We start from the raw sequence: 23,679 nt of genomic DNA on the forward strand, positions 1-23,679 counted from the left end.
AAGGAAAGTATTAATATCGCGCATAAGAACGCCGGTTTGTTAGATGTGTTTGCTCGCACGAACATCATCAATCAAATCGGCGTTCTTGTTTCTGTCTTTCCCGGGATTCCGTGAAGAACCTTTTTTTTGCCTGAAACAAAACCCCTTCTTCGTCACAACTTGCCGTAACCCCAGTGATTGCGCGACTCTGCGAGCAGATCCCACAAGCCGGAGCGCCCGATGCCGCTGTTGACCCTGCCCTGCCAACGCCTGACGCTCGCGATACTTGCACCGGAGCAGGCCGAGCTGGAAAGCGAGTTCTACCGACGCAACCTGCGCCACCTGGCGCCATGGTCGCCCATCCGCACCACTGAATATTTTTCCACCGAGCAAATTCGCCGGCGCCTTGACGTGCAGGCCAGCGCATTCGAGGCCGGGCTGGCCATGCATTTCGCGCTGCTGACCCCGGACGGCCAGCAGATGATCGGCGCCTGCAATTTCAGCGGCATCATTCGCGGAGCCTTTCAGGCGTGTTATCTGGGTTATCACATCGACGAGGCCCAACAGGGTCAGGGCTTGATGCAGGAAGCGCTGGAGGCTGGCATCGCTTACATGTTCGACAGCCAGAACCTGCACCGGATCATGGCCAACTACATTCCCGGCAATGAGCGCAGTGCACGTTTGCTGGAGCGCCTGGGCTTCGAGCGCGAGGGTTACGCCAAGGCGTATCTGAACATTGCCGGGCGCTGGCAGGATCATGTGCTGACGGCGCTGGTCAATCCGCTGTTCGAAACGCCGGAGAAGCGTTGGTCGCGACAACTGGCCTAGCTTCACAATTTGTTCAGGATTGCCGACGTATGCTCAGGCCTCCCGCCCCTTCCGGTTGCCTGAAACCTATGTCGCGTGCCGCCACTTCGCTGTTTCTGCTTGCCGCCCTGCTGTTTTTCTTCGCGCTGGGTGGCCACCAATTGCAAGGCTCCACTGAGGCCCGCGTCGCCGGTATCGCCATGGAGATGCACTTGGACGACGACTGGGTGACGCCTCGGTTGTTCGGCGAACCGTTTCTGGAAAAACCACCGCTGAGCCTGTGGCTGGATGCTGGCGCCATGCGCGTGTTCGGTGTTTCACCGTGGGCCGTGCGGCTGGCGTCGGCCGTTGCCGGTTTGCTCAGTGTGATGCTGCTGTACGGCATGTTACGGCGTTTCGAGCGACCGAAAATGATTGCCTGGACCGCAGGCATTCTGCTCGCGACCATGGCCAGTTATTGGAGCAATGTGCGCGGCGTCGGTGAGGATGCGCTGCTCGCACTCGGCGTGACCACCGCGCTGCTGGTCTTTTATCAGGCGCAGCGGGCATCGACTCTGGGCAACTCGCTGCTGTTTGTCGTCGGGATCGCCATCGCCACGTTGAGCAAAGGTGTGCTGGGGCTGGCCATGCCGGGAGTGGTGATTTTTGCCTATCTGCTGGCCGACAACCTGATGGACCAACGACTGAAAATCGCTGACTGGCTGCGACCGGGTTTCCTGACCCTGCTCGGTTTGATTCCGCTGCTGATCTGGCTCGTCATCCTCTTCCAGCACGGCGGCGCACAGGCCGTCAGAGAAGTGCTGCTGACCAACAGCGTCGGGCGCTTCAGCGGTTCGTTCGTCGAGGCCGGGCACTACGAACCGTTCTACTACTACCTCGCCAAACTGCCGGAAGCCTTTCTGCCGTGGAATATTCTGGTGTACCTGGGGCTCTGGCATTTCCGCAAACACCTGAAGGCCAATCGTTACCTGCTGTTTTTCAGCCTGTGGATCGTGGCGCAGTTCATCATGCTGACGTTGGCGTCGAGCAAACGCACGGTGTACCTGATGTCGATGACACCGGCCGCCGCGGTGATCGCAGCGGAGTATGCAGGCGTGCTGTTCGAGCGCTTGAAGCAGTATGAATCCGGTAATGGATTCGTAGGCCGAATTGCCCGGCAGCGTCAGACACTGGCAGTCGGTGTGCTCACGCTGGTGATCGGCAGTTACCTCGCCGCCGCGCAGTGGGCGTTGCCTCATGCCGACAAAAAGCTTTCGTTCCTGCCGTTGAGTGCAGAGATTCAATCGCTGCAAACCGCCGGGCACCAAGTCGCGCTGTTTCAGGCCAATGAGCGGGTCGGTGGCGCCACGGTCTTCTATACCCAGCAAGTACTCAAAGGCCTGGATACCGAAGCGCAGTTACGAGATTTTCTCGCGGCATCACCCTCGCATGTCGCGGTGATGGCCGGCGACAGCGAACCCGCAGCCCCATTGAAAGTGCTCAAGACCATGATAGTCGGACGACAACCGTATTACTTCGTCGGCTATTGAGGGCCTGCGCAGCCCCATAAAAAAACCCGCCGATGATTGGCGGGTTTTTCATTTGATCCGAACGGGTTCAGAGAGAGACCTCAGCACTGAAAGCTTTCTGCTCACGCTTGCCCAGCACTGGCAAATCCAGCCGAGCCCGCCCATAGAACGCCAACGCTGTCAGCAAACACGCCAGCCAGACAAAGATTCCGGCCCAAAACGTGTGGGACATGTAATGCCAGCCCTGCAGGACGCGGGTGGTGCCGTAAACCAATCCCAGCAGCAGCGAACCCCACAAGATGGCACTGGAAAAACGCCATTGATAACGTCGCGCCACGAAATACAGCGCCAGCATGGTGAAGCCGCCCGACGCATGACCACCCGGCCAGCACCGGCCACTACCCGCTTCATGGAACAGTTGAAAATTGCTGTACCACTCAACGTGAGCCATTTTGCCGCCGTACAGCGTGGTCTCGATCGGGCAGTAAACGCTGGTGTGGGATTTGAGGAAGTGAATCACCCCGGTGCAAACGGCAAATGCGACCACCACAAACAGAAAATCCCTACGGTGATCAGCGGCAAATCGCAGCACTGGCGCGACTTTGCTGCGCTCCAGCATTGCGCCGAGTCGCGGACGTTTGTACGGATTGACCAACGGCCAGAGCACCGATAGCAGCGCGCCGATCAGGGCGATTTCCGCCGTCCAGTTGGGAATGATCCGCGCCCATTTGTGCGTGAGCTTTTCAAAGAAGTGGATTTTGTCGAGCGGGAAGGTCTGGGTCAGCGGATCGAACAGCAGGTTACTGAAGGCGATGTCGATTTTGGTCATGTCGAACATCAGGAACACCAGCGCCGCACAAGCGAGCGGAATACCAAAGTTGTAAGCGTAGAAGCGGGATTTCATCGGGTATTCACCGTGCGCCAGTCGGAGGCTTCAATAAAGCCGAGCATCTTGGGAGCCGCCGGGCTGGCAGCGGAGACAAACAACGACGAGCCATAACCCGCGCTCGAAGTCGGTACGTTGAGGTCTTTCTCGATTTGCGCCATGCACTCGCTGTGGGTCACCAGAATCAGGTTGCGCCCCGGGATCTTGTGGGCGAGCGCATCCTGCAACATGCGCCCCCGGCAGTTGATCAACCAGTCGTCACCGCTGGCGGCATGATTGAACATGTAGCCGGCCGTCTGCACCGTGCGCATAGACGGGCTGTTGTAGATGTCGGCGTTGTTCAGGCCCAGTTGTTCGAACCCGGCACCAACCGCCACCGCGACACTGCGCGAGCGATCGGTAATACCGTCATTGCCACTCAGGCAGGCAGCTTTGGAGTGATCGCAGCGCTCGACATGACGCACCAGCACGATCATCTCACCCTTAGCCCAACCTGTCGCCAACGCTTGCGCACCGGCGACATTGCCGTGGGCCAGGTCCGGCACCGCCGCCGGCGCCAGCAACCACAGAGTCAGCGGGATCACCAACACTGATGCCGCCAACACCACCCAAGTGTTGCGAAAACGCGCTAAAAAGCTCAGATCGATCGAGCGTTTGACGCCGAACAGACTCAGTCTCAATTCCACAAAAACCGCCTCGCCACTGTGCATCTCGGGTTCATTCGATGCGGCGAAGGTACAGAGGCGCGCGTGGGCAGCCAGTGAAACCCATGTGAAAAAAGTCTTGGGATCCGGTGTTACAAATTCCGTAGGACAAAATCCTTTCAGCTCTGGGAAATGCGGCCGATACAGTCCTGCTAACACCCTTGCTGGCTCAAAAAAACAACAATCTTCCAGCCTAACCGACGACAAGAAACCCAACGTTTCTGGAGGATTTTTGATGAATAGCTGGTTCGGCAACATCAGCGTGAACATGAAACTGGGCCTGGGCTTCGGCCTCGTGCTGGCCCTGACCTGCGTGCTGGCCCTGACGGGCTGGACCAGCCTCGGTGGCCTGATCGACCGCAGCAACTGGATGAGTGACATCACCCAGCTCAATGCCGGTTTGACCAAACTGCGCGTGGTGCGCCTGCAATACATGCTGACCAATGGCGATGAAACCGCCGCACAGAATGTGCAAACCACCCTCGAAAGCTTCGCCGCGCAGCAACAGAAGCTGATCAACAGCTTCAAGAGCCCGGAAAACGTCAAACTGCTCAAAGAGCAGGCAGCGACCATCGCTGAATACCAGACCTCGCTGAACAAAATGCGCAACGCCTATCGCACCGGCAACAGCGCGCGCGACAGCATGAGCGTGAGTGCCGAGACCGCGTACAACCAGATCGAATCGATCAGCAAACGCGTGCAGCAGATGGACATGAGCGAGCAGCGTTTCGAACAGTTCCAGGCGATAACCGCCGCCAAGGAAGCGTTCATCCTCGCGCGCTACGAAGTGCGCGGCTACACCGCCACCAGCAACGCCGAAACCGAGCAGAAAGCCGTCCGCCAGATCGACGCCGCCATTGCCAGCCTCAAGCAACTGAACGTGCATTTTGCTGACTCGCAGCAAGACGCCCTGCGTCAACTGGAAACCGCACTGGTCAACTATCGCAGCGCATTGATGGCGTACAAAAACGCCAACACCGACGCGGTGCAGGCGCGCAAAGAAATGACTGATCAGGGCGCCGCCATCGTCACTACGAGCGAGCAGCTGTATCAGATCCAGCTTGATCGTCGTGATGTAGAAAGCGCTCAGGCACGTACTTTCCAGTTGATCAGCACCCTGCTGGCGCTGTTGGTCGGCGTGATTGCTGCGGTAATCATCACCCGTCAGATCACCCGTCCGCTGCAAGAAACCCTGGCCGTGGTCGAGCGCATCGCCAGCGGCGACCTGACCCAGAACGTCACCGTCACCCGCCGCGACGAACTCGGCGTGCTGCAACAAGGCATCGCACGCATGGGCGTGACCCTGCGTGACTTGATCAGCGGTATCCGCGACGGCGTCACCCAGATCGCCAGCGCCGCCGAAGAACTGTCCGCTGTGACCGAGCAGACCAGCGCCGGTGTGAACAGCCAGAAAGTCGAGACCGATCAGGTCGCCACCGCAATGCACGAAATGACCGCCACCGTGCAGGAAGTCGCGCGCAACGCCGAAGAAGCCTCACAAGCCGCTGCCGCCGCTGACGGCGAAGCCCGTGAAGGCGACAAAGTGGTCAACGAAGCCATCGCCCAGATCGAACGTCTGGCCAGCGAAGTGGTGCGTTCCACCGAAGCCATGAGCGTGCTGCAACAGGAAAGCGACAAGATTGGTAGCGTCATGGACGTGATCAAGGCAGTGGCCGAACAGACCAACCTGCTGGCCCTCAACGCCGCGATCGAAGCCGCACGTGCCGGTGAAGCCGGTCGTGGTTTTGCCGTGGTCGCCGATGAAGTTCGTGGTCTGGCCCAGCGTACGCAGAAATCCACCGAAGAAATCGAAGGCCTGGTCGCCGGTCTGCAGAACGGCACCCAGCAAGTCTCGGCCGTGATGAGCAACAGCCGTGCGCTGACCGACAGCAGCGTGGCGCTGACGCGCAAGGCTGGTGCATCGCTGGAAAACATCACCCGTACGGTGTCGAACATCCAGTCGATGAACCAGCAGATCGCTGCTGCTGCCGAACAGCAGAGCGCCGTGGCTGAAGAGATCAGCCGCAGCATCATCAACGTGCGCGACGTGTCGGAACAGACCGCTGCGGCGAGTGATGAGACGGCGGCGTCGAGTGTTGAACTGGCGCGTCTGGGTGGTCAGTTGCAGCAGATGGTCAGCCACTTCCGCGTTTGATCCTGATTTCGCGCTGAAGCTACAACCGAATCGCGAGCAGGCGAAGGCCTACAGGTAACGCGTCGATCACAGATTATGTGGGCGACGCCAATTCCCATGTAGGAGTGAGCCTGCTCGCGATTGCGTCCGCCCCATCACCCCGATGTCCCGGAAAAAACTCCGCCTAATGTAGGAGCTGCCGCAGGCTGCGATCTTTTGATCTTCGCTTTTGAACAAATCAGAAGCCAGATCAAAAGATCGCAGCCTTCGGCAGCTCCTACATGAAGGTATTCTTCAGCGCGTGCGCATTTCGAGCATCAGCAATCTGGAAAATCCATAACCCTGGCTTTTTCCTGCCGTGAAGGCAAACCAAGGTCGATCCCTCCGACCGAGGAAAAGCGCTGGCGAATCCGGCTACCCAAGCCTCCAGCGCTATCCCTTCTAATCAATGCTCGCCCCAGAATCATGCGAGCTTCTTCCTCGATGGAATTTCCGTTCCGGGCCGCGTTAATCCGTAACTGATCCATGAGCGGACCATCAATATTTCGAATTGTGATGCTGGCCATGATGACTCCTGCTATCAACTAAAAATCATTGATCGAGACTAACATCCATCCGCCCAAGAACAGCCAGCGCAATCACTTACCGCGTACCCCGCTGCCGCAACGCCGACGGCATGAAGTAAGCATCCTCCGGCACCGGCTGCGCGAAATCCACCGTCTCCGCTTCTTCGTTATCAAGGTTCTGCACGTAGTAACGACGCGCCTGCAAATCGTGGAAAACATCCAGCGCACTCCACGTGGTCGGCAGGTCGTAGAAGTTTTTCAGGTAGGCCATCGATACGCGCCACAACTCCCCTCGCCCATCGTACTGATCGACCAGTGCCGCGCCCCAGCTATCCTCATCGAGGAACAGCACGCGTTTGGAGTAGATGTGCCGCGAGCCCGGTTTCAGGTTGCCTTCCACCACCCACACGCGGTGCAGTTCATAGCGGGTGTATTGCGGGTTGAGGTGGCCCGGGGTGAGCAGTTGCGCGTATTTCACCTCGGGGCTGGCGACTTTGTAGTTGTTGTAGGGGATGTAGATTTCCTGTTTGCCCTTGAGCTTCCACTCGTAGCGGTCCGGCGAGCCGTTGAACAGGTCGGTGTCGTCGGCGGTGCGCAGTCCATCGGAGGACGCGATCGGCGTGTCGTAGGCGAGGTTCGGTGCGCGGCGCACGCGACGTTGGCCGGCGTCGTAGATCCAGGCTTGGCGTGCGTCTTTGAGTTGGTCGAGGGTTTCGTGCACCAGTGCGGCACCGCCGGCCAATCGTGCGGGGCTTTTCACGAAGGCGAGGTAGTAGAACAGGATGTTCTTCAGGTCGGCGAACTGGCCGTTCGGGCGGTAGTAATTGAACAGCGCTTCCTGCTGCGAGGTCACCAGCGCGAAACTGCCGTTGCGCTGGACCGGCGCTTCGGAGGCGCGGCGCACGACGTAGATACCGCGATAGCGAGTGATATGGTTCCACAGCACTTCAACGCCGTCCTTGGGCACCGGGAACGGCACGCCGCCGTAAGCATCGGAGAAGCCGCTGCCGCCTTCGAGCAATTTGGCCGAGGTCGCATTCTTGAGGGTGTTGTCGTACAGCCATTGCGGCGCTGAGCCGGATCGCCGGGATGGGTAGATCGGCATCTGGAAAGTGTCGGGGTAGCTGTTGAACAGCGCGATCTGACCGGGGCTGAGGTGGGCTTTGTACTGGTCGAGATTGGCTTTGGTGATGGTGAACAGCGGTTTGTCCGCCGCGTAGGGATCGGGGTGGTGCTGGCCGGGTTTGTAGCCGGCCGGGGCTTGGGTGATGCCGCCGGTCCACGCGGGGATGGTGCCGGCGGCGTTGCCGGCACGCTCGGCGCCCATGGGGGTCAGGGTGGTTTTCAGTTGTTCGGCTTGTTGTGGGGTGATGGCGGCCAGAGCGGTGCTGGCGGCAAGGCCCAACACAAGCCCTAGCGAAGCTTTGGTCAATCTTGAAGTGTGAAACATAATCGATCTCCGAAACGGGAGTGAGGTCTGCAAATCACCGTAGATCCCCTGTAGGAGTGAGCCTGCTCGCGATAGCGGTGTGTCAGACAACATCTACAGCGACTGAAAATCCGCTATCGCGAGCAGGCTCACTCCTACAGGGGGTGCGCCTGTGTTCTGGATATCAAAGGAAATACTTGAGGTTGAACCCGACGTTGTCGCGGTCGCGAATGCCGTTGTTTTGCCCGCCGCCATAGAACTCGGTGTATTGCAGTTCGGCTTCGAGCTTGTTCTGGTAGTTGGCCTTGATCCCCAGCGTGTAAGCCTTGCGACCTTCGATGGTGTTGCCGGCCTGATAGCTGTTGCCCTCGAAGTCGTCCTTGTAAACGATGTACGGCGAGACGTTGACCCCGGCGTACACATCGTTCCAGGTGCCGTTGAGCATCGCCGTGTAGCTGTAGGAATTGCGGTTGACCTGATCGTCGCGATCACCGCCAGACACATAGGAATAGTTACCGGTGCCGGCGTAGAAGCGACGGCTGCCGTCATACGCGGTGTACTGCAGACTGCTGCCGCGCAGGTGTTCGGAGGCCAGTTCGAAGATGCCGAACAGCGAGTCGAACGAAGCCGTGGGGCCGAAGTTGTAGATGGTCCCCAGCGAGGTGTTGAACGCTTCGACGCGCTCGGCGTTATTGATCTGGCTGTCGAGGGTGACCATCTGCCCGCCGACGTTGATCGACTTGCCCGTCACTGCCGCCGCCGCGCCGTTGGCCAGGTCGCCAATCAAATCGTTGGTCGCCGCAACGCCGATCGGCAGATTCGGCCGATAAGCAATTTCACCAAACACCGACGCCTCGCCCAATGTGGTGTTGAAGCTGAAACCGTACATGCGGATGTCTTCGGCATAACGCCGATGCGCCTGGATATTGCCCATCACGTCGGCAGTCGCCAACCCATTGGCCAGCGCCCCGGCCTGACTGCCGGCGACACCGGACAACAGGTTGGTCAGCGCATCCATGTCGATGCCTTTATACCCGCCCAGATCCGCCGCGATGGTCGGTTCCTTGGCGTGGTAATTGACCATGTACAACCCGAACTCGGTGCTGTTGAGCTGCTCGGCGATGTAGCGAAAGGCAAAACCGAACTGGCCATCGTTGCGCGCGTTGTAGTCCTTGCCGATGCTCGCCACTTTCAGTGTGTTGCCGTAGGCCGGTGTCACGCCGTTGGCGTACAGGCCTGTGGTTTGCAGGGCGGAGTTGAGCAACGGGTTGTTACCCAGCGCGCTGTACAAACCGATGACGTTGCCGAATCCCGGAACCGGCGTGTCGAGCGCCGTGCCGCTGAAGTTGTTGTAACCGGTGTTGCCACCGTCGGCGAACAGGTCAGTCTGCGAGTAGAAGGTGCCGACCGGGTCGATGCGGGTTTCCTTCCAGTTGGTCTGGTAGAAACTCTCCATGGTCAGCGAGTCGGTCAGGCCGATGTTGAAGCTCAGCGCCTCGACCGGCACCAGCACTTCCTTGACTTCGGCGCCGGGCAAGCGGTACTTGGCGGCATCCACCGGATTGGTGGTGTTGATCCCGCCGCGATAGAAAATCCCCTCGCCCCAGTTGAATACCTGCCGACCGACGCGCGCTGTCACCGGCATCTGCGCGACGTCCCAGCTGCCGTGCACGTAGGCGTCGAGCATCTCGATGCGGCTGCCGGCGATGTCGCGAGTCTGGCTGGTGAAATGGTTGTCCTGCGGGTAGCTCTGGCTCGGTTGCGAGGGGCTGTTGTTGTCGTAGTAGTCGTTGCGCTTGTCCATCAGTTGCGTGTCGTAAAACGCGGTGCCGCGCACGAACACGCCGTAGTTCTGATAGTTGGCCTCAAGCTCGGAGGTGATCTTGTACACCTCGGAAACCAGCCCGGTATCGAAGTTGCGATTGCCGTCGTTGGTGTTGACGTCATCGTTAGTCTTGTCGCGGCCCTGCACCCGCCACAAACGACCGTAAGACAAGGTCGTGTCGAGGGAGCCGGTGACCTGTTTGTCCATCAGGCTGAACTCCACCGCGTGCGCCGCATCGACTGCGCACAACTGCAGCAGCCCTGCCAGGCCGACACCGGGGAGCGCGGCGCCCGTCAGGCGCAATCGAGTGTTGATCATCTGTTCCTCCTTGCCTGTTTTTTATTGTTGTGGTGTGCGTTGCGGCGCACTACGGCGCCAAACCCGCGCTGACGTAAATCCGGCTGTGAGCGCCGAAATGTCCGAGCAACCTGAACAACTGCTGGTTGAGTGCCGGGTGGTCGAAGTCTTCTCGTTGCAGCTGATTGCCGCTGCTGAAATCACTGCTGACGGGCACCGTTTCCAGCCACTGGCCGATGGCTTCGTCGAAGGCGGCGGAGTCGTTGACGGCTTCGGCGCTGACCACTTCGCGCAGGTAGTCGACCGAGTACGGCGGGTAACTTTTGTCCTGAGCCACATCGGCGTAAGCCGCGAGCATCGGATGCGGCTGACCGGCATGCAGCACGCGGCGCAGCCAGGTCGACTGATATTTCTCCACTTCCATGTGCCGGGTCGCGACGCGCTCGATGGAGGCTTGTTTGTCGGCGGCGAAACCGGCGATTGCCTTGCCTTCCAGCAGAAGAAGATTGGCAAGGTTGACGCCCGGCAATGGTTTGGCGTGATACGGCTGGGTCAGGTCTTGAATGTGGTGCAGGCCCCAGCCAAGAAAGCGATACCCCCAATACCGATGACCGCTGGCAAACGCCAGTCGCGCTAGGCCCATGTACTGATACGCGCGCCAGTCCGGCCAGCTGCGTTCGAGGAAACCGGCAGCGGCGTAGACCACCGCGCTTTCATGGAAGAAGCCCATGTGGAACGGCGCCTGTGAGCTGTACTGGAAACGCGCATCACCGAACGGTTGCGGGCCGAAGCCGTAGATCGCGCCGACGTTGCCGGGGTTGTCGCTGAACAGATTGATGTCGTGGCCGTAATCCGGCTCATCAGCAGCGCTGGCGAGCACGGCCAGCGGGGCAACTTTTTCGTGATTGGCAATGACGATGAAACGCTGACGATTCCACGGTGACAGGGTTTGTTCGACCATGACCTGGTTAGCTTGCAGATGCTCGCGCTCGGGCAGGTCTTTGCCGGGTAATGGCTGGATGACCATTGCCAAGTGAATCTCGGGGTTGATGCGCAGCGCAGTGAGAAAGTCGTGGCGTAAATTGTCACTCGGCACTGCGGGCAATTTCAGGTTGTCAGGTCGTGGCGGGTACTGAGTGAAGTGCGCGCGGGCGAAGCTTTCCTGTTGTTCCAACAATGCCAGCACGGCCGGATATTGCTCGGTGAGAAACTGCTCCAGTGGCTCGACTTCGACCGCTGGCGCATCGCGCAACGCCGGCAGATCCTGCAACGCCAGATAGCTGCCGACCGTATGGTTCGACCAGCCCCAGGCGCTCGGGGCGGTTGCACAAAGCAGCAACAGGAGGAAGGTCAGCTTCATTGCTTTTCGTTCTTATTGGCGGTGCCGTGGGGGATGAGCCTAACAACCGACCCCGCCGCTGACACTGTCCGATCTCACCAGAAAAAGTCTCCGATGGCGCCAATTACCCGATATCAAAAACACCACCGCCCCTGTAGGAGTGAGCCTGCTCGCGATAGCGGTGTGTCAGTCAAATAGATGTTGGCTGACACACCGCTATCGCGAGCAGGCTCACTCCTACAGGGGATTTGTGGTGTTCTTTCAGGCGGGATAGCCGGTGATTTTGCGGATGCTCTGATACAGCGGTTTGAGTTGGCGATACATGCGCAGGTAGACCTCTTTGTACAGTTGCTCGTAGATTTTTTGCGCATCGGGTTGTGGGGTGAAGACAGCCCCTACTCTGGTCATTGAAGCGATCGCCGTAGGGAAATCCGCATGCAGCCCCAACCCCACCGCACAACAAATCGCCGCGCCCAGACCGGACGCCTCATACACATGCGGACGCTCCGCAGGCAGGCCGAAAATGTTCGCCGTCAGCTGCATCGCCGCATCACTCTGCGAGCCGCCACCGGCCACGCGCAACCGCTTGATCGAGACCTTCGAACGCCGCTCGATATTCTCCATGCCCTGGCGCAACGCATACGCCAGCCCTTCCAGAATCGCCCGATAAATATGCGCACGGGTATGCACATCACCGAAGCCGATCATCGCGCCTTTCGCCTCGACACCCGGCTCTCGAATCCCCGGCGACCAATACGGTTGCAGCATCAGGCCCATCGAACCCGGCGGCACCGCATCAACCAGTGCATCGAACAACTGCTCAGGCTCGATACCCTGCTCTTTGGCCTGCTGCATCTCGCGCAAACCGAACTCGTTCTTGAACCAACTGACCATCCAGTAACCGCGATAAATCATCACCTCGCAGTTGTACTGATCCGGCACCGCCGATGGATATGGTGGGATCAACGGGACGATTTCCAGATAGCGCGATCGGGTGCTGGTGATCGTCGCCGTGGTGCCGTAGGACAAGCACACCGTGCTCGCATCGACCACGCCGGACCCGACCACTTCACAGGCCTTGTCAGCCCCCGCAGCAATCAGCGGCAAGCCTTCGGGAATACCCGTATGGCGAGCGGCCTCGGCGGTAATGTGGCCGAGGGTTTCTCCGGGTTTGTGCAGGCTCGGCAATTGCTCGGGGCACACCGCCAGCGCCTGCCATTTCCAGTCACTCGGCGCAGCCCATTTCAGGCGTTTGAAGTCGAACGGAAGGTAGCCGACGCAGCAACCCACAGAGTCGACAAAACGCCCGCACAGGCGATGGGTGAGAAAACCGGACAGCAGCAAAAACTTGTCTGTTGCCGCCCAGACTTCCGGCTGATGCTGAGCAATCCAGTTCGCCTCAGCCTGAGCACGAAAATAATCCACAGTCGCCTGGGCGCCGACCAGTTTGAACAGCCAGCCCCACGGCCCTTTAATCCCGCCTTCGACTTCGCTCTGGCGTTGATCGAGCCACAGAATCGCCGGACGCAATGGCTTGCCCTCGGCATCGACGTTAATCACCGTACCGCGCTGCGTGGTCAGGGAAACGCCGGCAATCTGCGTACGGTCGATGCCGGTCTGCGCCCAGACTTGCTGGCACGCCTCCCCCAATTTCGCCCAGTAATACTCCGGATCCTGCTCGGCCCAACCCGGCTGCGTCGAGTAATACGCCTGCAACTCGACCTTGCCTTTGCCGAGCAGATTGCCCTGCAAATCGAAGAGCAGCGCACGCACGCTCTGGGTGCCGTTGTCGATGGCCAGCAGGTAACGCTTGTTCGGGTGGTTATCCATGGAGCTCTCTTCTGGGGGCATCAAGGCGTGGCATCCGGCAAACCGTGATGGCGTTGCCACAACGCCCGATAACGCTGTTCTTCCTGCTGCCAGTGTTCGTCGCTCCAGCCCAGTCGAGGCTGGCAGAGTTGGCGGATGGCGACAAAATAGTCTTCGCCACCGCGCGGCAACAGCAGGCCCAGACGCGTGCGGCGCAGCAGCAGATCGTCGAGGTGCAAGACCATTTCCGCTTCGCAGGCGAAGGCCAGTTCTGCCCACAACGTGTCCGTAGCATCGACCGTTTCGTGGCTGACTTCTTTGATCAGTTGCGCCAGCCTCGGCAGGTCGCGGCCATGCCGTCCGGCCAGGCGTCGCCACTGATGGTTGCTCAATTCAGGGATCGCCAGCGCAGGCACAGCGGCAAACACTGGCGCGGCGTCGTCAACGAAAGGACGCTCGAGCATCGCCGCGCAGGCCTTAAGCACTTCGATGGCTTGCGGGCGAAACGTGGTCAGTTTGCCGCCAGCCAGGGTCACGCAACCGGGCTCCTGCCACAGCACATGCTCGCGGGTTTCGTTCGACGGTTTGTCTTGATGATTGCCCGCCGCACTGCCGACTACCGGACGTACGCCCGACCATGTCGACAGCACGTCCGAAGCGTTCACTTGCGCTCCGGGAAACTGTTGCGTGCAAGCCGCCAGCAGATAGTCGAGTTCTTCGCCGCTGATGCTCGCGCTCTGATCGAGATCCTCACGATGATCGAGGTCCGTGGTGCCGACCACCGTCGCGCCTTCCCACGGGAAAACGAACACCGGACGCCGGTCGCGCTCATGCATGAAAGTGAACGCCTGCGCCACCGGCAAACGCCAACCTGGCAGTAACAGATGACTACCCCGCAACGGCCGCAATTGCCGTGGCGCCGCTGCCGGGCGCAAGCGTTCAGCCCAGGCGCCGGTAGCCACCGCGAGCACGCCGCAGCGCAATTGCAGTGACGAACCGGCCTCGCAATCCTCGACCTGAACGCCACACACTCGGCCGTTTTCACGTAGCAGTTGTTCGACGCGCACGCCATTGACCACGACAGCGCCATCGGCCCGCGCTTCGCTCAACACACGCATCACCAACCGTGCATCATCGGTCAGCGCATCGACAAAACAGGTGCCACCGAGCAAGTCGTTTTCCCTCACGCCCGGCGCCAGATAACGCAGTTGTTGCGCATCATGAAAGCGATGGCTGCGCCGTCCCGCCAAGGCGTCGTACACGCTCAGCAAACCGCCCAGTACACGAGGCCCGGGAAAGCCGCCGCGATAGTGCGGCATCAGGAAACTCATCGGCTCGACCAGCCCCGGCGCTTCGTCGAGCAAGCGCTGACGTTCGCGCACCGAATCGCGGGTCAGGCGCCACTGGCCCTTGGCGATGTAACGCAAACCGCCGTGGACCATTTTCGACGATCGACTTGAGGTGCCCCAGGCGAAATCGCGTTGTTCCAGCAGCAGACAGCGCCAGCCTCGACGCGCCGCTTCACGCAGGATGCCGGCGCCGCTGATACCGCCGCCGATGACGATCAGATCCCAGGTTTCCTCGGCCAGCGTCGGCAGAATCTGCTGGCGCCACGCAGCGTTCCAGTCCTGACTCATGGCCGTCACTCCGGCAGCAGCGTGCCGGGGTTGAGGCGCCCGGCCGGATCGAAGTGCTTGCTCAGCGCCTGTAAGGTGTCCATCGCCAATGCGCCCTTCTCGCGCAGCAGGTACGGCGCGTGATCCTTGCCGACACCGTGCTGGTGACTGATGGTGCCGTGGTTGTCGACGATGGTCTGGCTGGCCACGTGTTTCAGCGCTTTCCAGCGTGCCAGCGTCGCGGGGTAATCCGCTGCTGGGCGAAACACGTAAGTGGTGTAGATGCTCGAACCTTCGCCGTAGACGTGGGACAGGTGGGTGAACACGTGCACTCGCTCGCCTTCGGCGGCCAAGGCCTCGCGCAGGCTGTTTTCAACGAGGTTGAGCAGGTGGTCGACATTGCTCCAGTCAGTGGCGGTTTCGAGGGTGTCGACCACGTAACCGGCGTTCCACAGGTTCTCGCGCAGGTAGGGGAAACGGAAGCGGTTCTGCGCCCACTTCTTGCCGAGCAAGGTGCCGGTGAACACGCCGCCGAAGGCCTTGAGGTGTTGTCGCGCCTGTTTCAGCGACAGCGCGTTTTGCCGACGATTGCCGGTCACGCCGAAGGTCAGCAAGCACTTGCCCGCACCGGCGCCGCGCAGTTTCAGATACTTTTCCAGCCAGGCGATTTGTTGCGGATGACCGGCCAGCGCCAGTTGCGTTTCGGTTTCCACGGCGTTGGACAGGCGCAGCATCGACAGCGGAACGCGCGCCTGAGCCAATTGGCGGATGGCTTGCAGTGCCTTGGTCCAAGAGGGCAGAAATACACCGTAGAAACGCTCATCGGCAGGCAGCGCACTGACCCGCACCTGGACCTCGGAAATGATCCCGAAACGGCCCTCGCAACCCAGCACCACTTCGCGCAGATCAGGCCCGGCGGCAGAGGCCGGAAAGGTTGGAATATGCATCGGCCCGGCGAAGGTTTCCAGCGTTCCGCCAGCGAATAACTGCTCGATCCGGCCATAGCGCAACGACTGCTGACCGCTTGAGCGGCTGGCGACCCAACCGCCCAGCGTCGACAGCTCCCACGACTGCGGAAAATGCCCCAGCGTGTAGCCTTTCGCACGCAACTGACTTTCGACCTGCGGCCCACTCGCGCCGGGGCCGAACGTCGCCAGCAGGCTCTGTTCATCGAGGTCGATCAGGCGGTTCATCCGCGCCAGCGACACCGTCACCACTGGCCGCTCCGAATCCGGTGGATTGATGTGGCCGGCCACCGATGTGCCGCCGCCATACGGGATCAGGCACAAGTCTTGTTCATGGGCGAGCGCCAGCAACTGGCGAATGTGCTCGGCGGTCTCGGGAAAGGCCACCGCATCGGGATAATTGCCCAGCGCACCTTCGCGCAACGCCAGCCAGTCCGGCAGGCTTTGTCCCCGCGCATGCAGTAAACGGTCATGGGCATCGACGCTGTACAAAGTGTGCGCCTGCAACCGCGAATTCGGCACACGCGCCAGCGCCGCCTCTAGCGTCGCATCGGGCAGCGCGCACCCCTCGCCCAGGCGCTCATGAAGAAACTCCGCGCCCTGGGCCGGCAGTTCGACCACCGTGGTTGCATCTCCCCAGCCGTTCCAGCGTCGCATGCGTGTGTCCTTCTTGCCGTCAGATCAGTGATATTTCAGGCCTCCATACTAGCCAGCGGCCGCCAAGTGTCACGGTCGCATCCGGCCAGTTCGTGTAGCCAATTGAGTCAAACGTCGCGCAAGCGTCAGCCATTTACTTTAGTCGGGGTTTCAAATTACCTTTCAGGCTATTTCGTCCGCCTCCGCTGCCGTTGATCAAAGGAATGGGATCATGCAATCGCTCGGCTACACCTCGGTTCCGCCACTGCTCAAGTACCTGCGCCATGCCGAACAACTGGGCATGGCCATCGAGCCGGCGTTGGCGGCAGCGGGTTTGCAGGCGCAGCAGTTGAGCGACAACACCCTGCGTTTGCCCGGTGAAGCGCATGAACGCTTGCTGGATTATTTCTGCGAACACTCGGGCGATCCGCTGTTCGGGCTCAACGCGGCGAATTTCGTCCTGCCCAATTCGTGGAGCGTGCTCGGTTACATCACCATGAACTGCGCGACGTTGGGCGATGCGATGAGCCGGATCATGCCGTTCGAGAAACTGGTCGGCGACATGGGCGTCAGCCGCGCCGAGGTACAGGACGGCCATGTGCATCTGATCTGGACTTGCCGTTATCAGCGCCCGCGAATCCGCCGGCATCTGGTGGAAAACGTGCTCGGTTCGTGGCTGCACTATGCGCGCTGGATCGCCGACACGCAGATGTCGCCGGCCGGGGTCTGGCTCGAACATTCGTGCCCGGCCGAAGCGACACCAGCGCAATATGAAGCGTTTTTCGATTGCCCGGTGTTGTTCGATCAGCCGTATTCGGCACTGGTCGTGCCGCTGGCGTATTTGCAGTTGCCGTTGCGCCAGGCCGATGCGCAGTTGCTGCGAACGCTGGAAGAACATGCGCTGGGCTTGATGGCGACGCTGGAGGATGCGTCGCTTGAGCAGCAGGTGAAAAACATCCTGCGGCAGTTGCTCAAGGAGGGGTTGCCGCGCAAAGAACAGGTCGCCGAACAGCTCGTTGTTTCCGTGCGCACGTTGCAGCGGCAATTGCATCAGGCGGGGACGTCGTATCAGCAGATTCTCGATGATTTGCGCCAGGAGCTGGCTGAGCATTATTTGCTCAATAGCACCTTGCCGATTCAGGACATTGCGCAGTATCTGGGGTTTACCGAACCGAGGTCGTTTCATCGCACGTTCAAGAGCCGACGCGGGATGCCGCCGGGGGAGTTTCGGCAGATGCATCGCGGGTGAATATTCCGGCCCCATCGCTGGCAAGCCAGCTCCCATAGTGCCCAAGTCGTCCACAAAATCCATGGCTTGCACATAAACCTGTGGGAGCTGGCTTGCCAGCGATGGCGTCAGTGGCAGCCCAGAATTCCTACAGGTAAATCTTCGATACTTGAACGCAATAAACATCCCGCACCACAGGTGTTTAAAGACACTCAGCGTTACGCGAAACAGCCCACAAATCCTTGCGCCGTAACCTACGCCTAAGCCAGAATCCGCCGGCTTGTGCGCCCTGAGCATGCTGCGTAACTTGATTGCGTCACTGATTCCCAGTGATCGGGTTTAGTAGCCCGGCGGTAATTCTGCTGGTCGTACATTCATCACAGGTACTCGCGTACCTGAGCTTGATGGTGGCTGTACGCAGGGCGCTTCGGCGCGCCGGCTTTTAGCTGAGTTCCCCGGTCTACTAACCTGCGTACAGCTGCCACCCTTTCGTTTAGTAGCCAAAGGGTTGCCGCTCAACAAAGGGAACACAGCTATGTTCAAGATAACGCCAAACCCGCCGGTCACCGACCCGGCCTCCCCCTACGAATCCCCCGATTCAAAGAAATTCCACGAAGCCGCCGAGCGCGCGCTCGACCACTACCTCGGTCCGACGAACGCCGACCTCATGGCAACGCCCTACTCCCCCAACACGCTGTACATGGCCAACCCCGAGGCAGGCACCGAATCCCTGCTGGCCGACGCCAGCGAAACTCTTGGCTCGGCGACCGTCATGCTCAACAACCATGCCGCGCAGGTTGAAGGCACACACCGCAAGACACTGCAGGGTATTGCGCAAGTGGTGATGGTGGCGGAAATGGCCGTCAATCGCGTGTTGGACAGGTTAGTGCCGACCGAGTAACGAAAAAGCCCGCTACCCCAACTGGAAGGGTTGGATGGCGGGCTTCTTTTTGTGGTGTGTCATTTCCCCCTCACCCCAGCCCTCTCCCGGAGGGAGAGGGGGCCGAACGGGGGATCTTGATTAGATACGCCGACCTGAAAGTGCTGCCGTGAATCCACAATCGCTGCAGATTTTTCAGGTCGATGTATAGCGCCAGACAACTCGGTCGGTCCCCTCTCCCTCTGGGAGAGGGCTAGGGTGAGGGGGCAACAGTGGGATGTTCGCTAAATACACCGACCTGAAAGTGCTGCTGTGAATCCATAATCGCTGCAGATCTTTCAGGTCGGTGCATAGCGTCAGACAACTCGGTCAGTCCCCTCTCCCTCTGGGAGAGGGCTAGGGTGAGGGGCCAACAGTGGGATGTTCGCTAAATACACCGACCTGAAAGTGCTGCTGTGAATCCATAATCGCTGCAGATCTTTCAGGTCGGTGCATAGCGCCAGACAACTCGGTCAGTCCCCTCTCCCTCTGGGAGAGGGCTAGGGTGAGGGGCCAACAGTGGGATGTTCGCTAAATACACCGACCTGAAAGTGCTGCTGTGAATCCATAATCGCTGCAGATCTTTCAGGTCAGTGCATAGCGCCAGACAACTCGGTCAGTCCCCTCTCCCCCCGGGGAGAGGGTTAGGGTGAGGGGCTGTTCAGCTCAGAGACAAATCGCATTGGTAAACACCAGCCGATTACCAAACGGATCAACGATCGTCATGTCCTGGCTCCCCCACGGCATCGCCTGAATACCCGGATGCGAAAACTTGTAATCCTTGTCCACCAACTGCTGCTGAAACGCCTCCAGCTCATCCGTCTCGATACGCAGCGCCGAACCCGGCGTCGCATCGCCATGGTGCTCGGACAGGTGCAGCACACACTCGCCACGGGACACCTGCAGATACAACGGGAAGTTCGCCTCGAAACGGTGCTGCCAGTCGATCTTGAAGCCGAGGAAGTCGACGTAGAATTCTACGGCTTTGGCTTCATCGAAGATCCGCAGGATCGGGGTGGTTTTGCCGAAGCTCATGGGGTGCTCCCTGACTGATTAGCCCGACAGTGTAGACGGGGTGGATGTCAGCAATTCGGCCTGTTGATGACTTTCTTTAATCTCAGAGTGCCACTATGAGACGTGAGTCAAAAGATCGCAGCCTTCGGCAGCTCCTACAGGTATATGCGTTCCACTATAGGAGCTGCCGAAGGCTGCGATCTTTTGGCGCCATCAGAATCAATGAAACCCTTGGCGCAAATCACCTTCGCGTGCCAGAAAACGCCCTTCTCTCCTGCCATTCGCCTGTCCATCGCGGTAACTCAACACGCCATTGATCCAAACCCCATCAATCCCCTGCGCAGCCCGTTGCGGATCACTGAAGTTCGCGACATCACGCACGGTCGCCGGATCGAACAACACCAGATCCGCCCAATAACCTTCACGAATCTCGCCGCGCTCCTTCAAACCAAACCGCGCCGCCGACAGCCCAGTCATCTTGTGTACGGCCGTGTGCAGCGGAAACAGCCCGACATCACGACTGAAATGGCCCAACACCCGTGGGAAAGCCCCCCACAGGCGCGGATGGGGGAACGGATCTTCGGGCAGTCCGTCAGACCCGATCATCGATAACGGGTGGGCGAGGATTCTTCGTACATCCGCCTCGTCCATGCCGTAGTACACCGCGCCGGCCGGTTGCAGGCGTATGGCGGCATCGAGCAGCGGCAGATTCCATTCGGCAGCGATGTCGATCAGGTCGCGACCGCTGACCTCGGGGTGCGGCGTCGACCAAGTTATGGTGATGCGATGCGCATCGGTGACTTGCTTCAAATCCAGTGTCGATGAACTCGCCGCATACGGGTAGCAATCGCAGCCGACCGGGTGAGTTTTGGCGACCTCTTCCAACGACGCGAGCAGTTGCGGACTGCGCCCCCAGTTACCGACGCCGGCACATTTGAGGTGGGAAATGATCACTGGCGATTTGGCGTGACGGCCAATCTGAAACGCCTCGTCCATCGCTTCCAGAACCGGGGCGAATTCGCTGCGCAGGTGCGTGGTGTACACCGCGCCGAATGCCGTCAGTTCTTCGGTCAGTTGCATCACTTCATCGGTGGAGGCGTTGTAGGCGCTGGCGTACGCCAGACCTGTGGATAAACCCAACGCACCAGCCTCAAGGCTTTCGCGTAACTGTTCGCGCATCGCCGCGATTTCTTCTGGCGTCGCGGTACGGAACAAATCATCCAGATGATTGCTGCGCAGCGCCGTGTGGCCGATCAGTGCCGCCACGTTCAGCGTGGTATTGGCCGCTTCCACCGCCGCGCGGTAATCGCTGAAGCGTGGATAAACGAATGCCGCCGCTGTACCGAGCAAGTTCATCGGGTCGGGCGGATTGCCCTTCAATGTCACGGGCGAGGCGCTGATCCCGCAGTTGCCGACAATCACCGTGGTCACGCCCTGGCTGAGCTTGGGCAGCATCTCTGGCTGACGAATCACCACGGTGTCGTCGTGGGTATGTACGTCGATAAAACCCGGCGCCAGCACCCGACCGGCGGCGTCGATTTCTTCGGTTGCAGTGGCGTCGTGCAAGTCACCGATACGCTCGATGCGGCCCTCGCGAATCGCCACGTCGGCGCGGTAACCGGGCACGTTGCTGCCGTCGATGATCAGGGCGTTGCGAATCAGCGTGTCGTACAGCATGTCAGTCTCCCAGCGGCAGGTGATCGTCGCCGCCACGGTATTCGTCGAGGGCGAGTTTGATCCGCCGCAGACGCTCTTGATTGTCTTCAGGATTGGCCAGTGCCAGCTCGGTCGCCAGCACATCGATGGCGAGCAGCATGCCGTAGCGGGCCGCCGTCGGTTTGTAGATGAACGAGGTTTCTGCGCCTTGCAGCGGCAGGACGATGTCGGCCAGTTCTGCCAGTGGCGAGTCGGCGCGGGTGATCGCCAGAATGCGCGCGCCGTAGTTGCGCGCCAGCTCGACAGTCTCGAGCAATTCCGGGGTGATGCCGGTCAGCGAGCAGACGATGAGCACTTGCTCGGCGTTCAGGCTGGCGGCGGTGACGCGCATCATCACCGCGTCATGGCACACGGCAATCGGGTAGCCGAGGCGCACCAGGCGTACCTGCAATTCGTCGCTGCACAGGGTGGAGCAACCGCCCATGCCGAAGGCGTGAATCATCCGCGCCTGACCGAGCATTTTCACCGCATCGGCAAAGCGCGATTCGTCGAATCCGGCCAGATGCTGGCGCAGCGTGGTTTCGATATCGCCGACGATCTGCCCGTAAAACGCCGACTGCTCAGGCGTGCCCGCCGGGTCGAGAAAACGGCTGCCAACGCCGCTGGCCTGAGCCAGTTGCAGGCGCAGATCACGCAGGTCGCGGCAGCCCACGGTGCGGGCAAAACGCGACAGCGTGGCCGTGCTGACTTCGGCACGTTGCGCGAGGTCTTCGAGGCTGGCGCTCGCGGCGAAGCCAACGTCGTCGAGCATCAGCCGGGCGATGCGCCCTTCGCCGGCACTGAAGGAATCCTGACGGGCGCGGATCTGGTAGAGGATGTCCATGGGCGGCGTGCTCCGGTTACAGCAGGTAAGAAAGGCCGACGGTCAGACCAAAAGCGACCAGCGAGATCAACGTCTCGAGCACGGTCCAGGTCTTGAACGTCTGCGCGACCGTCATGTTGAAGTATTCCTTGATCAACCAGAAGCCGCCGTCGTTGACGTGGGAAAAGATAACCGAGCCAGCGCCGGTCGCCAGCACCAACAGTTCAGGGTGTGGATAACCCAGACCAATGGCCACTGGTGCGACCACGCCGGACGCGGTGGTCATGGCCACGGTCGCGGAACCGGTGGCGACGCGCATCAACGCCGCGAACAACCAGCCCATGATCAGCGGCGACAGGTGGAATTCGTGGGCGAGACCGACAATCTGATCGGTGACGCCCGCGTCGACCAGAATGCGGTTCAAGCCACCGCCAGCGCCCACCAGCAGGGTGATACTGGCGGTCGGCGCCAGACATTCGTTGGTGAATTTGAGGATCGATTCACGGTTGAAGCCCTGGGCGATGCCCAGCGTCCAGAAGCTCAGCAAGGTCGCCAGCAGCAAGGCAATCACCGAGTTGCCGATGAACAACAGGAACTGATTGAAACCGCTGCCCGGGGTGGAAATCAGGTTGGCCCAGCCGCCGATCAGCATCAGCACCACCGGCAATAGAATGGTCGCCATGGTGATGCCGAAACCCGGCAGTTTGTCGCGCGGTTCGCGGTCGAGAAATTGTTTTTCCAGCGGGTTATCTGCCGGCAGTTGAATGCGCGGCACGATGAATTTGGCGTACAGCGGCCCGGCAATGATCGCGGTGGGAATGCCGATGGCGATCGCATACAGCAAAGTCTGCCCGACCGACGCCTGATAGGCCTGCACCGCGAGCATCGCCGCCGGGTGCGGCGGCACCAGCGCATGCACCACCGACAGGCCGGCGACCATCGGCAAACCGACCATCAGAATCGACACGCCGACGCGCCGTGCCACGGTAAACGCAATCGGCACCAGCAAGACGAAACCGACTTCGAAGAACAGCGGCAGACCGACCAGAAAAGCGATGCAGACCATCGCCCAATGCGCGTTCTTCTCGCCAAACTTGTCGATCAGCGTACGCGCCATCTGCTCGGCGCCACCGGACTCGGCCATCATCTTGCCAAGCATCGTCCCCAGCGCGACCACCAGCGCAATATGCCCCAGCGTCTTGCCCACCCCGGCCTCATACGCCCCTACCACACCCGACGGCGGCATCCCCGCCACCAGTGCCAGGCCGATGGAAATCAGGGTGATGACAATGAACGGGTTGAGCCGGTAACGGGCAATCAACACGATCAGCGCAATGATGGCGACGGCGGCATAGACCAGAAGCCAATAGCCGAAGGAAGGCGTCATGCGGTACTCCTCGAAAGGGTCACGTTCGAATGGGTTGTGAAACTCATAAATCATTTCGAGATCGAGAATTCAAACCACATGAAAGTAATTTTCGTGGAGAGGTAAGGCGTGTC

Annotated in this window: 18 protein-coding genes and 1 pseudogene; 6 read left to right on the forward strand and 13 right to left on the reverse strand. The window is 60.2% G+C overall.

From position 1 onward, the window contains the following. Positions 1-219 precede the first annotated feature (219 nt). Both rimJ and CKW14_RS28215 read left to right on the forward strand, forming a co-directional pair. Positions 220-807 carry a ribosomal protein S5-alanine N-acetyltransferase gene (gene rimJ / locus CKW14_RS28210; RefSeq protein ID WP_095126584.1) on the forward strand — a complete coding sequence of 196 codons (588 nt, stop codon included), beginning with the start codon at positions 220-222 and terminating at the stop codon, positions 805-807. 29 nt (positions 808-836) lie between these two features. Further along, on the forward strand, positions 837-2,315 hold the full coding sequence (locus tag CKW14_RS28215; RefSeq protein ID WP_095126585.1) for a glycosyltransferase family 39 protein: 1,479 nt from the start codon (positions 837-839) through the stop codon (positions 2,313-2,315). A 67-nt stretch (positions 2,316-2,382) separates the two neighbouring features. Here the strand turns inward: CKW14_RS28215 and CKW14_RS28220 are convergent, their stop codons facing one another. Next, positions 2,383-3,198, reverse strand: coding sequence for a phosphatase PAP2 family protein (locus tag CKW14_RS28220; RefSeq protein WP_095126586.1), 816 nt, complete (start codon positions 3,196-3,198; stop codon positions 2,383-2,385). Then, positions 3,195-3,866: a histidine phosphatase family protein gene (locus CKW14_RS28225; RefSeq protein WP_095126609.1), complete on the reverse strand. Its 672-nt coding sequence runs from the start codon at positions 3,864-3,866 to the stop codon at positions 3,195-3,197. Before CKW14_RS28225 ends, CKW14_RS28220 begins: the two co-directional genes overlap by 4 nt. 388 nt (positions 3,867-4,254) lie before the next feature. Between CKW14_RS28225 and CKW14_RS30620 the strand changes: the two are divergent. Together CKW14_RS30620 and CKW14_RS30625 are read left to right on the forward strand one after the other, a co-directional pair. After that, a pseudogene (locus tag CKW14_RS30620) lies at positions 4,255-5,181 on the forward strand (methyl-accepting chemotaxis protein); the annotation flags it as partial. A 144-nt stretch (positions 5,182-5,325) separates the two neighbouring features. Next, positions 5,326-6,039 carry a methyl-accepting chemotaxis protein gene (locus tag CKW14_RS30625; RefSeq protein WP_371042694.1) on the forward strand — a complete coding sequence of 238 codons (714 nt, stop codon included), beginning with the start codon at positions 5,326-5,328 and terminating at the stop codon, positions 6,037-6,039. 296 nt (positions 6,040-6,335) lie between these two features. Here CKW14_RS30625 and CKW14_RS28235 read toward each other — a convergent pair whose 3' ends face one another. The 7 genes from CKW14_RS28235 to CKW14_RS28265 all read right to left on the reverse strand — a co-directional run bounded on the left by CKW14_RS28235 (position 6,336) and on the right by CKW14_RS28265 (position 16,521). Beyond that, the gene (locus CKW14_RS28235) at positions 6,336-6,584 is read right to left on the reverse strand and encodes a plasmid stabilization protein (protein ID WP_095049689.1); all 249 of its coding nucleotides are present in this window, start codon (positions 6,582-6,584) and stop codon (positions 6,336-6,338) included. Between the two features lie 76 nt (positions 6,585-6,660). Then, entirely contained in the window at positions 6,661-8,034 is a 1,374-nt protein-coding gene (locus CKW14_RS28240; protein ID WP_095049688.1) for a DUF1329 domain-containing protein, read from the reverse strand. Between the two features lie 163 nt (positions 8,035-8,197). Further along, positions 8,198-10,156 carry a DUF1302 domain-containing protein gene (locus CKW14_RS28245; RefSeq protein WP_095049687.1) on the reverse strand — a complete coding sequence of 653 codons (1,959 nt, stop codon included), beginning with the start codon at positions 10,154-10,156 and terminating at the stop codon, positions 8,198-8,200. A gap of 49 nt (positions 10,157-10,205) precedes the next feature. Beyond that, complete coding sequence (locus CKW14_RS28250) at positions 10,206-11,495, reverse strand: phospholipase (protein WP_095126588.1); 1,290 nt, start codon at positions 11,493-11,495, stop codon at positions 10,206-10,208. Between the two features lie 240 nt (positions 11,496-11,735). Then, the gene (locus CKW14_RS28255; protein ID WP_095049685.1) at positions 11,736-13,304 is read right to left on the reverse strand and encodes an FGGY-family carbohydrate kinase; all 1,569 of its coding nucleotides are present in this window, start codon (positions 13,302-13,304) and stop codon (positions 11,736-11,738) included. 20 nt (positions 13,305-13,324) lie between these two features. Continuing rightward, positions 13,325-14,920 (reverse strand): glycerol-3-phosphate dehydrogenase/oxidase, encoded by a 1,596-nt coding sequence (locus CKW14_RS28260; RefSeq protein WP_095126589.1) that lies wholly within the window; start codon positions 14,918-14,920, stop codon positions 13,325-13,327. Positions 14,921-14,925: 5 nt separating this feature from the next. Continuing rightward, positions 14,926-16,521 (reverse strand): FAD-binding oxidoreductase, encoded by a 1,596-nt coding sequence (locus CKW14_RS28265; protein WP_095126590.1) that lies wholly within the window; start codon positions 16,519-16,521, stop codon positions 14,926-14,928. Between the two features lie 211 nt (positions 16,522-16,732). On the opposite strand from CKW14_RS28265, the gene CKW14_RS28270 reads away from it, so the two are divergent. Both CKW14_RS28270 and CKW14_RS28275 read left to right on the forward strand, forming a co-directional pair. Then, positions 16,733-17,749 carry an AraC family transcriptional regulator gene (locus tag CKW14_RS28270; RefSeq protein WP_095126591.1) on the forward strand — a complete coding sequence of 339 codons (1,017 nt, stop codon included), beginning with the start codon at positions 16,733-16,735 and terminating at the stop codon, positions 17,747-17,749. Between the two features lie 514 nt (positions 17,750-18,263). Continuing rightward, positions 18,264-18,629, forward strand: coding sequence for a DUF6124 family protein (locus CKW14_RS28275; protein ID WP_095049681.1), 366 nt, complete (start codon positions 18,264-18,266; stop codon positions 18,627-18,629). A gap of 684 nt (positions 18,630-19,313) precedes the next feature. On the opposite strand, the gene CKW14_RS28280 is transcribed toward CKW14_RS28275, so the two are convergent. The 4 genes from CKW14_RS28280 to CKW14_RS28295 form a co-directional block, all read right to left on the reverse strand. Beyond that, positions 19,314-19,682, reverse strand: coding sequence for a glyoxalase superfamily protein (locus CKW14_RS28280; RefSeq protein WP_095126592.1), 369 nt, complete (start codon positions 19,680-19,682; stop codon positions 19,314-19,316). A gap of 198 nt (positions 19,683-19,880) precedes the next feature. Next, positions 19,881-21,338, reverse strand: coding sequence for an amidohydrolase family protein (locus tag CKW14_RS28285; protein WP_095126593.1), 1,458 nt, complete (start codon positions 21,336-21,338; stop codon positions 19,881-19,883). Between the two features lies 1 nt (position 21,339). Next, entirely contained in the window at positions 21,340-22,200 is an 861-nt protein-coding gene (locus tag CKW14_RS28290) for a MurR/RpiR family transcriptional regulator (RefSeq protein ID WP_093442302.1), read from the reverse strand. Between the two features lie 16 nt (positions 22,201-22,216). Continuing rightward, entirely contained in the window at positions 22,217-23,566 is a 1,350-nt protein-coding gene (locus CKW14_RS28295) for a GntP family permease (RefSeq protein ID WP_095051052.1), read from the reverse strand. Positions 23,567-23,679: the final 113 nt, after the last annotated feature.

The organism is Pseudomonas sp. Irchel s3a12 (genome assembly GCF_900187485.1).
GTDB classification, from domain to species: domain Bacteria; phylum Pseudomonadota; class Gammaproteobacteria; order Pseudomonadales; family Pseudomonadaceae; genus Aquipseudomonas; species Aquipseudomonas neuropathica.

Excerpts from the sequence above, each read along its gene's own strand:
- CKW14_RS28250 (WP_095126588.1), bottom strand. The coding sequence starts at position 11,495 with ATGAAGCTGACCTTCCTCCTGTTGCTGCTTTGTGCAACCGCCCCGAGC.
- CKW14_RS28285 (WP_095126593.1), bottom strand. The coding sequence starts at position 21,338 with ATGCTGTACGACACGCTGATTCGCAACGCCCTGATCATCGACGGCAGC.
- CKW14_RS28275 (WP_095049681.1), top strand. The coding sequence starts at position 18,264 with ATGTTCAAGATAACGCCAAACCCGCCGGTCACCGACCCGGCCTCCCCC.
- CKW14_RS28295 (WP_095051052.1), bottom strand. The coding sequence starts at position 23,566 with ATGACGCCTTCCTTCGGCTATTGGCTTCTGGTCTATGCCGCCGTCGCC.
- CKW14_RS28240 (WP_095049688.1), bottom strand. The coding sequence starts at position 8,034 with ATGTTTCACACTTCAAGATTGACCAAAGCTTCGCTAGGGCTTGTGTTG.
- CKW14_RS28235 (WP_095049689.1), bottom strand. The coding sequence starts at position 6,584 with ATGGCCAGCATCACAATTCGAAATATTGATGGTCCGCTCATGGATCAG.
- CKW14_RS28290 (WP_093442302.1), bottom strand. The coding sequence starts at position 22,200 with ATGGACATCCTCTACCAGATCCGCGCCCGTCAGGATTCCTTCAGTGCC.
- CKW14_RS28255 (WP_095049685.1), bottom strand. The coding sequence starts at position 13,304 with ATGGATAACCACCCGAACAAGCGTTACCTGCTGGCCATCGACAACGGC.
- rimJ (WP_095126584.1), top strand. The coding sequence starts at position 220 with ATGCCGCTGTTGACCCTGCCCTGCCAACGCCTGACGCTCGCGATACTT.
- CKW14_RS28260 (WP_095126589.1), bottom strand. The coding sequence starts at position 14,920 with ATGAGTCAGGACTGGAACGCTGCGTGGCGCCAGCAGATTCTGCCGACG.
- CKW14_RS28265 (WP_095126590.1), bottom strand. The coding sequence starts at position 16,521 with ATGCGACGCTGGAACGGCTGGGGAGATGCAACCACGGTGGTCGAACTG.
- CKW14_RS28220 (WP_095126586.1), bottom strand. The coding sequence starts at position 3,198 with ATGAAATCCCGCTTCTACGCTTACAACTTTGGTATTCCGCTCGCTTGT.
- CKW14_RS28280 (WP_095126592.1), bottom strand. The coding sequence starts at position 19,682 with ATGAGCTTCGGCAAAACCACCCCGATCCTGCGGATCTTCGATGAAGCC.
- CKW14_RS28245 (WP_095049687.1), bottom strand. The coding sequence starts at position 10,156 with ATGATCAACACTCGATTGCGCCTGACGGGCGCCGCGCTCCCCGGTGTC.
- CKW14_RS28270 (WP_095126591.1), top strand. The coding sequence starts at position 16,733 with ATGCAATCGCTCGGCTACACCTCGGTTCCGCCACTGCTCAAGTACCTG.
- CKW14_RS30625 (WP_371042694.1), top strand. The coding sequence starts at position 5,326 with ATGCACGAAATGACCGCCACCGTGCAGGAAGTCGCGCGCAACGCCGAA.
- CKW14_RS28215 (WP_095126585.1), top strand. The coding sequence starts at position 837 with ATGCTCAGGCCTCCCGCCCCTTCCGGTTGCCTGAAACCTATGTCGCGT.